Here is a 16,241-nt window from a genome sequence, read left to right on the forward strand (position 1 = left end):
TCAAGGAAATTGGAAATATCTCTTTTTATTTCTTTAAAAAATTAATTTTATCCCTAGATAAATCCATTAAAAAATATTCACGAATCAGCGTAATTGGGGATTGATGCTAAAAAATCAGCATAAAAAAGAAGGGGGTAATAATACTATCTTCTCAAAATCACTTTGTGATACTCTCGGTTTTCTCCCCAAATTATTTCTAAAGTATACAAGCCTGATGGCTGATTGGATAACCAATCCCCAACTTGCGATCCCATTGATCGAAGATCATCCACTTGAATAAATTTGTAGAGACCGGTTGGTGAAATAATTCGCATGGAGATAGGTTCATCCCGATAGGATGAAGGTTCAAGCAGGCCAATTTGGAAAGGATAGCCTGACGTTGGATTTGGATAAACTCTCCATGACTTATTGCCTTTAAGGCCTTCTACCTGTATAGCTGTAGTTTTGCTGTAAGTGTATGTTCCGTCAAAGTCAACTTGCTTCAGTCGATAGAAGATGTTTCCGCCAGCAACTGGCAATTCGCTATCTCGGAAGTAATATTCAACAGGTGCATCAGAATAACCAGCTCCGTTAACATGCCCGATTTTCTTCCAATCTGTCACATTATTTATGGATCGTTCGATTTCAAATCGGTCATTTTCCCATTCTTTAGCGGTAGCCCAAGAAAGCTCACCAGATCGAAGTGGAGCATTATACTCGGCATTGATGTAAAGGTATTCGACTGGAAGGATTCGGGTATTTAAATACTTGATCAGTACTTTTCCTGAACCGCCATTTCCTCCTCGAACATTTCCTGCGCCACCACCCGAACCTGTATTGGCAACACCATTTCCTCCTGATCCATTGTTATTGCCATTTCCACCTATTCCAGAGCCGCCTGACCCAGGATTATCTGTAGCGTTTCCGCCTCCACCTCCGCCATAAACTCCTGGAAAACCAGAAACTGTAATCCCATCACCACCATTGCCTCCATCTGAATCACCGGGGAAAGTAAAAAATATAAAAAATAAAACTTCCACATTTCCATTGCTACCGCCTGAACCGGCACCGCCGCCACCTCCTCCTGCACCTTCACCTCCAAACTCATCACCTTCACCTCCATTATTGCCACTTCCATCAAATGCGACTCCAATATTTCCATCTTGTCTGGCTCCTCCTCCTGATGCTCTGGGCCCAATACCATCTCTCCCATCGTCTGAAGTAGTTGAGCCAGAACCACCACCTCCTCCACCTCCTGCGATAATTTCAAAATTAGGATCGCCTACTGCAAAAATGCTGTTTTCTCCATCCTCTCCTTGAGCAGCAAAATCTGTTGAACCAGCTCCTCCATCTCCTATTCTTATATCAAATGAAGTTCCTGCAGGAAGTCCTGGATTAGGTCCGAGATTAATATCAATAAAGCTTTGAGGAATTACACCTCCTGCACCACCGCCTCCGCCATAAAGACTCCTTCCACCGCCGCCACCGCCGCCGATTACCAATACTTCAAACTCAACTAACCCTTCTGGAGGAGTCCAGGTCCCATCGGTATTAAATTCAATCACTGTTTCACCACTAATGGCTCCATCATCTATGATAGTACCTCCATTGGTAGAGCAGGTATAACTAATGACCACTTGGCCATCCCCTCCAGCACCACCAAAACCGGGGGCACCGTTTCCCCTTCGTTCGCCACCACCACCCCCACCACCAGGTTGTTGGCCGGGAAGCCCCGGAGAAGTGCTGCCTATATCAGGTCCACCATTTCCTCCATTTCCACCTCCTGAAGGTGCAGTTGCTCCCGAAGGCCTTGCTGTCGTTGCGTTATTTCCGTTAGCTGCGGTACCTGCAGAGGATCCGCCGCCACCGTTTTCGCCTCCTCCTCTAGAGATTCCATCTCCTCCACTAAACCTAACATCACCGATACCTAAAGCAGCACTGCCTCCTGCACCGGGATCGTTGCCACCTGAATCATCTAAGCCTGATTGCCCTCCTACGGCTAAAACAATTGCGTCTGATTCAAATTCCGTCCTAGCTACCCAAGACGATTCTCCTGGCTGTTCAGTAGTACTCCCGGCACCTACAAATACTGTCAGTTGTTCCCCTGGACTAACTGCAATCGTACTTCTAGAATAAGCGCCTCCACCACCACCACTTCCGCGGCCTGTTTGACTTATTCGAGTGGAACCTCGTCCACCTGCACCCCATGTCTCTATAGTTATAGAAGTGACCCCAGCTGGAACAAAAAAAGTCTGAAGGCCAGTATTTGTATAGGTGACAGGGCTTGAGCACTGGGCATAAGTTTGACTGGCAAGCAAATAGCTGCTGAAAATCAGAATGATACTTAATAAACTAAGGCGAAACCTCATCTATACTAAGTGCAAATTTTTATATATAAAATGATTTATAAGGATTTTAAGATTTTCTTATTGGGTGTAAATCCTTATTTCATGATTTGAATTAACAATTATAGATATTTATATTTAAAATATGATTTTTTCCGAATAAAATTTTTTTATAGATAATGAAAAAATATAAAATATTGTTTAGATTTTTTAATAAGGATGGGTTTCGTTCATTCAGAGAAATAGGTTTGGACTTTGTTTTATTATAAAAATTCAATAATCATAGAAAAAATGTCATTCTTCTTGAAAAAATAGGAAAGGGCTTTTTTGACTAAAAAAAGAGTAGTTAATAAAGAGGATTGGGTTTGATTTCCACTTTAAAAGGTTTTGTGAATTATTTCATAGATAGAGTGTGATGATTTTCTCCTTCATCTTGGCATTGAAACCCAGTGGATCGCTCCATACCCATCTAGGTATTCTTAGGCTATGTACTTTTCAATAGCTAGCAATTCTTAAATTGATGTAGGGGGTTCGGAGTGTCCTAAAAATGATTAGGGATAATAGTTCATTTTCAAGCTTGACATTCATCACTCTGTTCAACAATTTTGAAAGCAGCTGCTTACCTATCTTAATGGCGATTTTGGATAGCAAAAATTTGAATGGCTTTGCCTATTTTCAGGCTATAGTGACCCAAATTGTTTTTGCGCTAAAAGTCATAGGGTCTGAAATTTCAACCCTATTTAAAAATGATACTTCTATCAAAAGTTGTTTTTTGAAAGGCTGATCGAAATCAGTGTCTGATTGCAGCCGATTGTAAACTCTGACTCAAAGTAAAAGAAGTTACTTCAGGACTAACGTATTTAATCTTTATTGGAATCTGTTTTACCTTCTCAAAATCAATTTATGATACTCTCGGTTTTCGCCCCAGCTAATCTCTAGGGTGTAGACTCCGGCAGCCTTATCTCTCAGAATCAAGGATAGTTGTTGACTGAGTAGCTTAGCAGATTTACCTGAAATACTATCGAATACACCTGTCGCTGCGATGACTCGAATAGAGATCTCCTCATCATTGTAAACACCCGTATCGATCATCTCTAAGTTGATTGGATCTCCGGAAGTCGGATTCGGGAATACTCTCCAATAAGTCACTCCAGACATTGGGTCGACTTGGATGGCTCTGATATCACTATAGGTAGAGTCTCCATCAAAATCAAATTGCTTCAACCGATAGAAAATATCTCCTCCCGCTAGAGGCAGTTTGCTGTCTTGATAGAAATATTCTACCGGTCCATCGGAATAACCAGCTCCTGTCACCTCTCCGATTTTCTCCCAATCGGTGACATTATTGATAGAGCGCTCAATTTCAAAGCGATCATTTTCCCATTCTTTGGCAGTTGCCCAACTTAAATCCCCAGAGCGAAGAGCATTATTGTATTCAGCCTTAAAGTAGAGGTATTCAACTGGAAGAATTCGGAAGTTAGGATAGCGGATATAGACTACACCTTGGAAGCCATCGCTTCCACCGGTTCTTCCGGCACCGCCGCCTGAACCGAAAGTGGTAGCAGGTAGGCCTATTCCAGTATTATTGCCTCTTCCTCCTGCATAGAATGTAGCACCGCCTGAGCCAGAATATTGACTACCTCCCATACCAGGTTCATTTACAGTAGCCCCAGAAGAGGTTCCTCCTCCTCCTGCGCCATAGTGAACATCTTCACCAGAGATGTCCTGCATAATTCCATTTCCTCCTGATCCAGCTCTTAGAAGTGATGCATCTCCGTTTCCACTTCCCCCTCCTGCAGCGGCACCACCGCCACCTGCACCAGAGCGACCAAAGCTTTGCCCATAGGCTGTTCCGCCATCATTTCCTCCGGTATAGGTTGCCAGGCCTCCAGTTGAGCTATCAGATCCATGAGCTGCTCCCCCGCCTCCGGAGGCACCATCTCTACCGGTACGGATACTAAGTTGATCACTTGAAGATCCACCTCCACCTCCACCGGCAGCATTAAGATCGGCGAAAGTATTACTTCCAGCATAATTAAAAGTTGAGCCGGTAAAGCTCGATCCAGTTCCATCGCCACCTTGCTGACCTGAACTTATGGCTCCTAGACCTTGACCGCCTGGTGTAACTTCGAATGTAGCACCTTGTAATCCAGGGAGACCATTCATAGTGATTCCGGTGTATTGCTGATAAATCACAGCGCCACCACCACCGCCTCCGGCAGCATCTCCGTAGCCACCGCCACCGCCACCGCCGACAACCAATACTTCAAATTCATCCAGTCCATCAGGAGCATTCCAAGTCCATGAGCTACAATCACCTGTGATACGGATTACCGTGAAGCCTTCTGAATCGGTGTATTGGAAGACTTCTCCGGAACCAGTACATGGAGGTGGAGTCGTACAGTCATAAGTAATGACGATCCTTCCATTTGGTCCAGTCGTACTAACAATGGCTTGTGTCAGTCTATCAGCCAATGGTTCGGATGGTCCTAGAGGAGTAACAAAAACATCTGCTCCGTCAAATACTATATACAGTGTACTTCCTGGGACTACAGGGATGGTCGCAGGCGCTGGATTTCCTCCATCTCCAAATGCTTGGATGGTTACTTCACTTATTCCGGCACCAACCGAATAGGTAGCATTTCCGTCCGCTTGTAAATATTCAGTACTGCAATTGATTCCAAATGGAGCTGTATTGTTTGTAGGTACCGAATATGGGCATTGATCCGCAACTCCTTCGATGGAATTTATTGTAAGGATAGTAGTTCCTTCATTAGAATAAGGGAGAGATGCGAAAGTAAATTGACCGGCAGTGATGACTGTTACGGTAATCGTTTGATCTGCAATCTCATTTGCTCCGCTTGTACTGTAATTTATTATGTAGTCTCCCGGTGCTAGCTCAGGGCCGTAAACGGTAAATGTAGAAACATAAGGAGGAGATGATCCAACGGGTGGGTTGTTTACCTCAATATTGGAAATAGGGTATGTCGGATTATCAACTGTGATGGTACCTGTCGCATTTACTGACCCACAACCTCCAGTCAAAGGGATACTATAATTAAATATTCCTACCTCAGATGGTGTACCTGATATTGTAATGTCTCCTGAGCCAGGATCAAAAGAGGCACTTATTCCTAGCGGCAATCCGTTTGCTCCCGCTACACCTTCATTAGCTATTCCTGTGGCTCCTGTAGTACGATGGATAAGTGTAATTGGAACGGCTGTATCTAGACAAAGAACTGGGTCAGGGTTGACTGGGGTGACTGTGTTTTCTGGAGTAACAGTAACCGTGACAATATTGGAAGGTGGTGACGGGCATTCTGTACCATTCAAATTGGAAACAACGATTCTCTGGAACTCCGTGGTTTCTGATAATGCCGGTGAATCATAGGTAGCGCCTGTTGCACCTGAAATAGGTGTCCAAATAGGATTAGAAGAATTTCTAAACTGCCAGATATAGCTAAGGTCTCCATCACCCGAACCTGCATCAGTACTTGTAAATGCGACAGGGTCGTCTCCAATACAAATGGTTTGATCAGCTGCTATTGCTCCAGGAAGAGGCTCGCTTTGCAGCGTTATGGTCACCGGATCAGAAGGTGGTCCTTCACAGAAATTGCCACCCACAGTTGAAATAGTATACCTTCTATATTGAGTAGTTTCTGTAAGGACAGGAGGAGCGAAATCAGCCCCTGATGGATTACTTGGAACGTCTACCCAGTTTGGAGTAGAAAGATCAGTGTTCATTTCCCATCTATAGGAAATCACAGCCCCAGGGTCTTGAGGGGCGTAAACATCCCCAATAATAGGGTCAGGTGTATCTCCCTCACATATGGTTTGGTCGCTTGCTATAGTGCTTACATCAGGGACGTCTCTTACTACAATCAAACCTTCTACTCGTACTTGCTGGCAGGATCCTGTGGTAAAGACCTCATAAGTATATTCGCCAGGAGTTGTTGGAGAACCGCTAATTCTCAAATTAACTCCATTCCAAATGGCTGAAAGACCTGCAGGTAGTCCTGTAACTATTGGACCGTCCAATCCCCCACCAACTGCATATTCGATATCTATAATTGGAGAATCCTCGCAGACAACTTGACTATCATCAGTTCCTGGGTCTGAGGTTAATCTAATGAAAGGGGAAAGTGTTCCGAAGGAAATATCATCCAATGCAAAGTCATTACCACCTAGTGCAGTATTTAGGTTGACAATTTCAATGATTGCAGTTGTGGCAGTTCCCGAACTCCAGCTTGGATTGGATCTAAACTCCCGCCAGTTGTCTAAGCTTACCTGAGCATTACTAGTTGGTTCAGGAGCAGTTGATAGATCTAGCACAGTACCCACTAATTGACCATTGATTTTGAATTGTAGTCTAGCATTCGACGCCGGATTCAAATTCATGGCCCAAGCGGAGAAATAGTATTCTGTAAACTGCTCAACTGTGACCTCTTGTCTCCAAATAACGGGCTGTCTAAGAGGAGAGCCAATAAGCGCACCTCCATTGACCATCATAAAGTTCCTTGGTCCGGTTGCATTATTGGTGTGGTCTCTTCCATAAAAATTAGTGTGATAACCAGGAGGAGTTGTGGTCGTACTACCATTGGCATTTACATTTACTGCATAATATCCTTCTGGCCATAAGCCTGTCGCAGGATTGCCATTAACATAGTAAGCTTGATTCTGAGTGTATTCAGTAAAGAAGCTTGGATTTGCAGGATCAAAATTGGTAAAGGACCCATCAATAATTAATTCCTCTGCAATACTGATGGAAGAAGTGCTTGTACAACCATCTGGAGAGGTGGCTGTCACAGAATAGGATCCAGCAATATCAACTAAAATGGAGGAAGTCGTTTCTCCAGTACTCCATTCCCAGGTAGTGCCTGTTACATTAGAACTGGCTACTAAAAGTACACTTCCATCTACCGCACAATAATCTGCTTGTAGGGTAATTACTGGGGTTGGGTCAACAGTAATAGTGAAGGATTCTGAAGGACCTGGGCAACCATTCACCGTAGGTGTTACTGTAATGGTGGCTGTAATCGGACCTGAACTAGGGTTCTCCGCAATAAATGCAGGAATGTTTCCAGTGCCTGACGCAGCTAGACCAATCGATGGTTCACTATTCGTCCAATTATAAACTACTCCTGCGACTCCATTACCCGTAAAATTCACTGCTGTAGTAGACTGACCTGAACAACCAATATCTTGATCCGAGATAGGATTTACAGTTGGCATTGGTCGAACCAAAACATCTACCTCAAAAGAATTTCCAACACACCCATCCGGAGTGGTAGGAGTAACTGTATAGGTGACAGTCTGATCGACTAAAGAGGTATTAGTCAGCGTTTGGGAAATACTGCTTTGGCCAGTAGCCACATCAGACTGACCTGTTAAATTTCCATTAGAAGATACCGTCCAGGTATAAGTCGTTCCAGCAGGAACCAAGCCATTAGATCCATCTAGTGGGATCACTTCAAAATTTTCTCCACTACAAATAGTGGTTCCCGAAATGTCTGAAATAATAGGTGTTACATTGACTTCTGTAGAATTAGTCACCCCAGATGGGGCCGTACATCCTCCTGCATTACTATAATTCACACTTACATTTTTGGTGCCTGCAGTTAGCCATGTTAGGGTTACCGTATGGTTGGAAGTGCCAATTCCTCCTGAAGAAATATTGTAATCCGTTCCCTGTATTCCAGATACAGTCCATATGTAATTGGATTGTCCAATTTGTGTTGTATACGTTACAGGTTCTCCAATACAAAGGTCTGCCGTAGGAGCTTCGGTAAATGTTGGAACAGGTAGAGGATTGACATCAATAGTATTGGTGACAGCTGATGCGCCTTCACAATTATTCGAATTACTATAATTTACAGAGACATTTTTGGATCCAGCAGATAACCAAGTTAAGGTGACTGTATTGTCAAAAGGTCCAATACCTCCAGATGTGATCGTATAGTCTGTTCCAGCAGTTCCTGGGATTGACCAGGTATAATTATCCTGACCTGATTGGGTAGTATACGTTACCGAGCTACCCACACAGACATCAGTAGAAGGTTGTGCTGTAAATGTTGGTACAGGTAGGGCATTTACAAAAGAGGTGTTTACAACTGCTGAAGCTGCTGAGCAATTATTTGAATTGGTATAATTAATCGATACATCTTTAGTGCCGGCAGTCAACCAGATTAGGGTTACAGAGTTGTCATTTGTACCCCCTCCTGTCGTGATGCTATAATCAGTTCCTTCAGTTCCTAATATAGTCCAGATATAATTAGATTGTCCTGGCTCAGTAGAATAGGTGACTGATTCGCCCACACAAATCTCGATAGGGGGTGCAGCGGTGAAAGTTGGTTCAGGAAGTGCATTTACAATGGTGGAATTAATTACCGCGCTTGCTGCTGAACAATTATTGGCATTGTTATAATTGATTGATACATCCTTCGTGCCATCCGTCAACCAAGTCAGGGTTACCGTATTGCTGGATGCTCCAATTCCGCCTGCTATAATGTTGTAATCAGTTCCTGCAGTTCCCGGTACATTCCAAACATAATTGGATTGACCTCCCTCGGTAGTGTAGGTTACTGGATCACCTACGCAAACCTCAGCTGGAGGAGCGCTTGTAAAAGTTGGTTCAGGCAATGCATTTACTACGGTAGAATTTACTGTTGCAACAGCAGCTGTACAATTATTAGTGTTTGTATAACTAACAGAAACATCTTTAGTCCCATCAGATAACCAAGTAAGCGTTACACTGTTGTTAGATGCTCCAATTCCACCCGCCGTGATGTTATAATCAGTTCCTGATGTTCCTGGTACTGTCCAAACATAGTTGGATTGACCTGCCTCGGTAGCATAGGTTACAGAAGTGCCTACACAAACTTCCGAAGGCGGAGCAATCGTGAAGGTTGGTTCGGGGAGCGCATTGACATTCGTAGAAAGTACTGTTGCAGTTGCGGCAAAACAACCATTGGAATTGCTGTAATTGATTGTCACATCTTTTGTGCCCTCCGTCAACCAAGTGATTGTTATCGAGTCGTCATTTGTACCACCTCCTGCTGAAATAGAATAATCAGTGCCATCAACTCCAGGTATTGTCCAATTATAGTTGGATTGTCCTGACTCGGTGGTGTAGGTTACCGAAGTGCCTTCACAAACTTCACCTGAAGGAGCAGGGTTTAAAGTTGGAACTGGTAGTGCATTTACCACAAATGCTCCTGAAACACTTGAGGTTTGATCAGGGCCACAACCTCCGGAACTTGAAACCACTACATAATAGTATCTTGGTATTCCATCGGCATTGTCAGATGGAGGAGTAAATGTGTCAGAATCTGTACCGACTTGGGAATCCACCCCTGTATTAATTACCCCTGTTGTGTTGGTGTACCATTGATAAGACAAGGTGCCAGTTCCAGAGGCGCTTACGGAAATTGGACTAAATGGACCCTGCCCATCGCAGATCGTATCCCCTCCTAAGTCTTCAGAATCGATATTGGTTAAAGGATTAACGATGAACGCCCCAGAAATCGAGGAAGTAACGGTTCCACAACTCGGGCTTGTAGCGGTAGCATAGTAGTATCTAGGCAATCCATCTGCTACGCTTGCATCGGAAGGAGGGGTGAAAGTTGGGCTCGTTTCTCCGGTAAGCAAAACTCCTCCTGTATTATTAGGAGTAGTATTTTGATACCACTGATAGCTTGCTGGTATTCCGCCGTCACCTGTAGCTGCAATTTCAAGTTGAGAGAAAGTTCCAGATCCTAAGCAGAACACCTCATCTGGAGCTGAAGGATCTAGATCTAAATTGATAGAAGTTCCTGAAGGAGAAACTATATATGCACCAGTAAGGTCTGAGGTTTCAGGGCCTCCACAAGTCCCTGTGACTACCACATAATAGTACGAAATACCCTCAGGAGAAGAAGGAGGCGTAAATGTAGCCGAGGTGGCTCCAGATACTGCTGTGCCAGGATTAGTAGCAATATCTGAGTTGTCAGGCTTACGATACCATTGGAAGGACAATCCAGATCCCGTAGCCGTAATGGTTATAGGATCAAAACCATCTCCAAAACATTCAGTATCACCAAGCTGACCTGGATCAATTACAGGGTCAATAGAAACTGGTGTGCTAATGTCAATAGTGTTCGACGCAGGACTTGGTATTGAACACCCGTTTGGATCAGTATAATTAACTGTAACCGTTTTACTTCCTGAGGTCAACCATTCGATGGTAACAGTATTGCTATTGTTTCCTATTCCACCTCCTGTAATATTATAATCTATCCCTTGAGTACCAGGGATATCCCAATCATAATCAAATTGACCAACTTGGGTAGTATAAGTTACCTCATCATTCAGACAAACGGGATTAGATGGTTCTACAGTAAAGCTTGGAGTAGGAAGTGGCGCTAGATTAATGGTGTTTGAAGCGGGAGCTATACCAGTACATCCATTTGCATCGGTATAGTTAACCGTAACCGTTTTTGCTCCATCAGTTAACCATTGAATGGTTACAGTATTACTACCAGTGCCAGTGCTTCCGTCAGTAATAGTGTAATCGCTTCCTTCCGTACCCGTAATTGTCCAAACATAATTGGATTGCCCAGATTCAGTGGTATAGATTAATTCTTGCCCAATACATACCGGGTCTACTGGCTCTATGGTAAATGTCGGTACAGGTAGAGGGTCTAGGGTAATGGTATTTGAAGCTGAGGTAGCACTAATACAACCATCGGGATTGGTGTAACCAACTGTCACAGTTTTATCTCCTGGGGTTAACCACTCAATAGTGACCGTGTTGCTTCCGGTACCGATACTGCCTCCGGTGATGTTGTAATCAGTTGACTCAACTCCCGAAACTGTCCAGATATAGTTGGATTGGCCCGACTGGGTGGTATAAGTTACCTCGTCGCCAATACATGTTGGATTGGAAGGCTCAGCGGTGAAGGTCGGAACAGGTAGAGGATCCAAGTCAATAGTGCTTGTTGCCGGTGAGGAGCCAGCACAACCACTGGAGTTTTCATAGTTGACTGTTACAGTTTTTTGCCCAGCAGTCAACCAAATAATTGTTAATGTATTGTCGGTTCCAGCAGTTACGGTAAAGTCTATTCCTTCATCACCGGAAATAGTCCAATCATAATCTGAAATTTCTGGCCCTGACTGTGTTGTATAAGTGACTTCCTCACCTATACATACTATTCCGGAAGGAGCAGTGGTGAAGGTAGGAACCGGGATCGGATTTACAGTGATTGTATTAGAGACAGGGCTTGCTCCTTGACAGCCATTGGAGTTTTCATAATTAACAGTGACAGTTTTAGTTCCATCTGTCAGCCATTCTATTGAAATTGTATTAGTAGATAATCCACCTGCAACAATATTATAATCCGTTCCTTGGACTCCAGTTATACTCCAATTGTAATTTGCTTGTCCAGGCCTTGTGGTATAAAAGGCCACATCGCCTATACAAAAATCATCCGATGGCTCAATAAGGAAAACAGGGGTTGGAAGAGGACTGACCGATATAGGGCTGCTGACGTATGTTGCGGCTGAACATCCACTTGAATTTGAATAACTCAGGAATACTTGTTTAGAGCCTTGTGTTAACCAGGTTAGTGTTAGAGAACTGCTAGAATCAGTTCCACCAGAAGTTATACTATAATCGACTCCCTCTGTACCAGATATCTGCCAGTCGTAATTGAATTGTCCGGTTTGAGTTGAATAAGTTACCTCTTCCCCAATACATACAACTCCAGTGGGTTGGGTAATAAATGTGGGTGTTGGTAGTGGATTAATAGTTAGGTTTCGGGTAGCAGTGTCATCTGAACAACTTCCTGAGCCTGCTACTGTGTAGCTAATAGTAGTTGTACCACTAGAAAGAGCAGTGACTTCTCCCGTCGATGCATTTATCGAGGCTACTGCTGTATTACTTGAGGACCAAGTGCCTCCTATCGAAGTTGAGCTGAATAGGGTAGTTTCACCTACACAAAGTTCATCCGCCCCACTTAAGGTTCCTGCATCAGGCGCTTGGGTTACTGTAATGGACCGGGTTTCAAAGTCATCTGCACAGCCTCCTGAGCCTGAAACGGTGTAGGTAATAATTGCGGAACCTGCAGCTATTCCAGTCACAACCCCAGTTGAAGGATCTACTGTGGCAACTGCTGGATTTCCAGATGACCAAATACCACCGGAAATTGTCGAAGAGAAAGTTCTTGTTCCCCCTTCGCAGACTTCCTGAGTTCCACTGAGCACGCCAGCGTCAGGTGGTGCAGTGACAGTGATAATTATACTAGTCTCAGGTGCAGGACAGCCTCCACTGGCAGGAAGGGTATAGAATATTTCCGCTGTACCAGCAGAAACTCCAGTTACTAAGCCTGTGCTGGAAACTGTGGCAATAGCTGGATTTGCTGAAGACCAGGTTCCGAAGGCTGTGGAAGATAAAAGCTGAGTATCTCCTCCTATACAGATATCCTGATTCCCACTGATAGTTCCTGGGCTAATAGGTTGGTTAACAAATACCGTTCTAGAGGAGGTCGCTACAGTACAACCTGTAATGGTATATCGGATAGTTGCTGCACCTGCGCTTACTCCGGTGATCACACCGGTGGAGGGGTTGACTGTTGCAATAGAAGGATCTGCTGATGACCAGATTCCTCCAGCCATGGTAGAAGTAAATGTAGTCGTCCCTCCCACACAAATAGACTGTGGGCCATTTACTATACCCGCTGTCAAAGTATAGGAAATTTTTATTCGACCGGCTCCGCCGTCACCTCCAGTATAATAAGTACTTCCATTTCTTCCGGAGCCACCGCTACCTCCGCCACCAGGGATTTGCCCATCTTGTCCTTCAGTATTGGAAGTATTAACTCCTGGGCCACCATCTCCTCCTTCGCTTCCAGCTGGTATTGTACCGGGAGTAAGAGCACCACCATCGTCACCATTTGAATTTGCATATCCAGAGGATCCTCCACCTCCACTTCTGGAACCATTTGCATCACCGCCATTACCGCCTCTATAGGTTGCATCATTTCCGGTTCCGATAGGTGCTCCATTACCTCCTTGCCAATCATTCTCTACACCTGAACCACCACGAGCTAATAGGCCTGAACCAAAAGTGGTATTACCTCCATTTATGCTACCAGTAGTGCCTCCTTGACCTACAGAATAACCAAAGGTATCTCCAGGGTTAACTGAAAGAATTGATCGGGAATATCCACCACCACCTCCGCCTCCAGCGGCCCAGCTTCCAGAGGTTCTTCTACCACCTCTTCCTCCGCCACCCCAGGCTTCAACAATAATTTCTGTAACACCATCAGGTACTATCCATGTACCCGAAGGATCGGTGTCAAAATCTAATGTTTCTACACAACCGCAATCTTCAACAACGATAGTTCCGGTTGCAAAGGCTACTCCGCAGGTTCCCAGTAATTCTATGCTGTAGTTGAAGGTTCCCAGCTCTGTTGCGTTGCCAGTTATGCTTATTTCTCCGGTAGAAGAATTAAATGTGGCACTTACGCCCGTAGGAAGTCCATTAGCGCCATCTATTCCATCTCCAGATATTCCGGTAGCCCCAGTGGTACTATGGGTAAGATTAATGTCTCCTGTGAAAAAACAGAATGTGTTTGTAGAACCTGAACTTACTGTTTTGCCAGGATTTATTTGTATAGTTTTTGTAACTACTGCAGGACTACAGGAACCCCCGCTAGCAGTAAGTTGCAAAGTGATTAGGCCTAATGCGCTATCGTTTGGACCTGCTGTATAGGTTGCATTGGCAGGATCATTGGCGTTGGTCCAGGTACCATTTCCATTCAAATTAGTCCAAATGCCACTTGTAGCGGCACCACCTATGCTTCCTCCCATTGGAGCAGAAGTCTCTCCATCACAAATTTCAGCCAAGGCTCCTCCTGCATTAGCTGTTGGGCTAGTGGTAATTGTTAGCGTTTTGGTTGCTGTAGTTACTCCACAATCACCCCCAACTGTCGTTAAGGTTAGGGTAATTGTTCCTGACTCGGAGGCTCCAGCAGTATAGGTCGCATTAGCTGGATCAGTAGGATTAGTCCAAGTACCGGACCCTCCACTCCAAACTCCTCCCGCAACAGATCCCGACACGGATCCACCCATTGCCGAAGTAGTTTCCCCTTGGCAAATACCTGCTAAAGCGGGACCTGGGTTTGCTTGTGGAAGTGCATTGACTAGAATGGTTTTTGAAACTGAAGTGGTACCACATGCTCCACCCGTAGTAGTGAGGGTCAGTGTGATTAACCCAGATTCTCCTGCAGATGCAGTGTAGGTAGCAGTTGCTGGGTTGCTTGGATTGTTCCAAGTGCCCGATCCTCCCGACCAGGTTCCAGCTGTGGCTACACCTCCTATGCTTCCTCCCATTTGAGCCGAGGTTTCTCCTTGACATATGGCTGCCAATGCACCTCCGGCATCTGCTGTTGCACCGGGGTTTACTGTAATGGTTTTTGAATCGCTAACCGAACCACAGGAACCTCCTGATGTGGTCAGGGTTAAAGTGGCAGTGCCATTATAAGATGCGGGTGGTGTCCAAGTTGCGTTTAGAGCAGTTGCACTTGGGCTGAAAGTTCCTCCAATTCCGCCGTCAGACCAAGTTCCACCTGTAGCTCCGCCGCCTACACTACCTCCTAATGGAACAGAGCTATCTCCTTGGCAAATGGCAGCAAGAGACGAGCCTGCATCAACAGTCGGGTTTGGGTTTACTAAGATTGTTTTGGAATCGAAAGTATCACATCCCCCACCTGTAGTAGTTAAGGTAAGTGTAGCAGTTCCAATATAATTAGCAGGTGGAGTCCAGGTCGCATTTAAGTTTGTAGCACTTGGGCTGAAAGTACCTCCAATTCCTCCATCAGACCATATTCCACCTGTAGCGGAACCACCAACACTCCCACCGAGACCAGCGGATGTTCCTCCTTGACAAATAGGGGACATTGTTGGACCAGGATTAGCTGAGGATGAACAAGCAGGCTTTAAAGCAAGTAAAATTGAAGCAAAGGGATCATTCTCATTATCTTCCAGCTCAGCATCTCCGTCTCCAGTATTTCCAGTATTTGGATTAGGAACCCATGCAGCCCCTACAGATAAATCAGCGCTTCGAGTTGATGTCTCTTCGAAGATTTCGTTAAGCGCTAGTGTTCCGGGACCAGGCGTGTTTGTATTCCAACCGGAATATGTTCTATTGTCAGCAACTACACCAAGCATAACGAGGGCATTGCCGACAGTAGGAGGAGAAATTGCATCAGCAGTCAAATCATCTGCATCACCCACTACAGGGGTTCCTATTGCATCAAAAGGGTCTGTGGGGTCAACCCCAGAAAAAACAGCAATACCCCCAACTATACTTTCGGCTTGATTATCAGCATCGAAATCGAAATTTCTATTTGCCACATCTCCTGCGTCTGCTATTTTATAAAGCCAAGCGACAGCCCATCTATTGTTTCCTTCAGAAGCAAATACTCCAGATGCAATTCTGGTCCAGTCTGGTAAATATCCTCCTTGTCCTAATTGATCTCTATCATTATCACTTTCTGCAATATTTACGATCATCAAGTCTCCAACTTGTAAATTTGCTGGAGCCGTAAGAACTATTGAACCACCATTGCTCGTATTGGTTGCTGAACCCCTTAAAGCTATCTGCCCCAATACCTCTCCACTTCCAAGGCTTAATAACAATCCAAAAATTAATAGAAATTGTCCTATGCTTTGTCTGAATTGCTTTGGAATTGAATAAAAAAGTGCCTCTTTCCTTTTTATATAAAGGAAATTGTCCAAAAGTCCGATCAGAAAACATCCCAGTTGGGAGCTCTGAATTATGTTCCTAAAAATTGTAATCAAATTTCGTTAACACTTTAATGCCATAAACATACAAAAAAATACTTTTTGTATATGATGACAAATGTCATAAACCGTTGA

2 protein-coding genes are annotated in these 16,241 nt (G+C 44.4%); both read right to left on the bottom strand.

Translation table 11 applies throughout. From position 1 onward, the window contains the following. Positions 1–143 precede the first annotated feature (143 nt). Positions 144–2,348, bottom strand: a complete 2,205-nt coding sequence (locus CDH51_RS13600) for a glycine-rich domain-containing protein (protein WP_100629063.1) — start codon at positions 2,346–2,348, stop codon at positions 144–146. Positions 2,349–3,206: 858 nt separating this feature from the next. Next, on the bottom strand, positions 3,207–16,001 hold the full coding sequence (locus tag CDH51_RS13605; RefSeq protein ID WP_157807119.1) for a beta strand repeat-containing protein: 12,795 nt from the start codon (positions 15,999–16,001) through the stop codon (positions 3,207–3,209). Positions 16,002–16,241 lie beyond the last annotated feature (240 nt).

The sequence above is a fragment of the Algoriphagus formosus genome (assembly GCF_002807035.1).
In the GTDB taxonomy this organism is placed as follows: Bacteria; Bacteroidota; Bacteroidia; order Cytophagales; family Cyclobacteriaceae; genus Algoriphagus; species Algoriphagus formosus.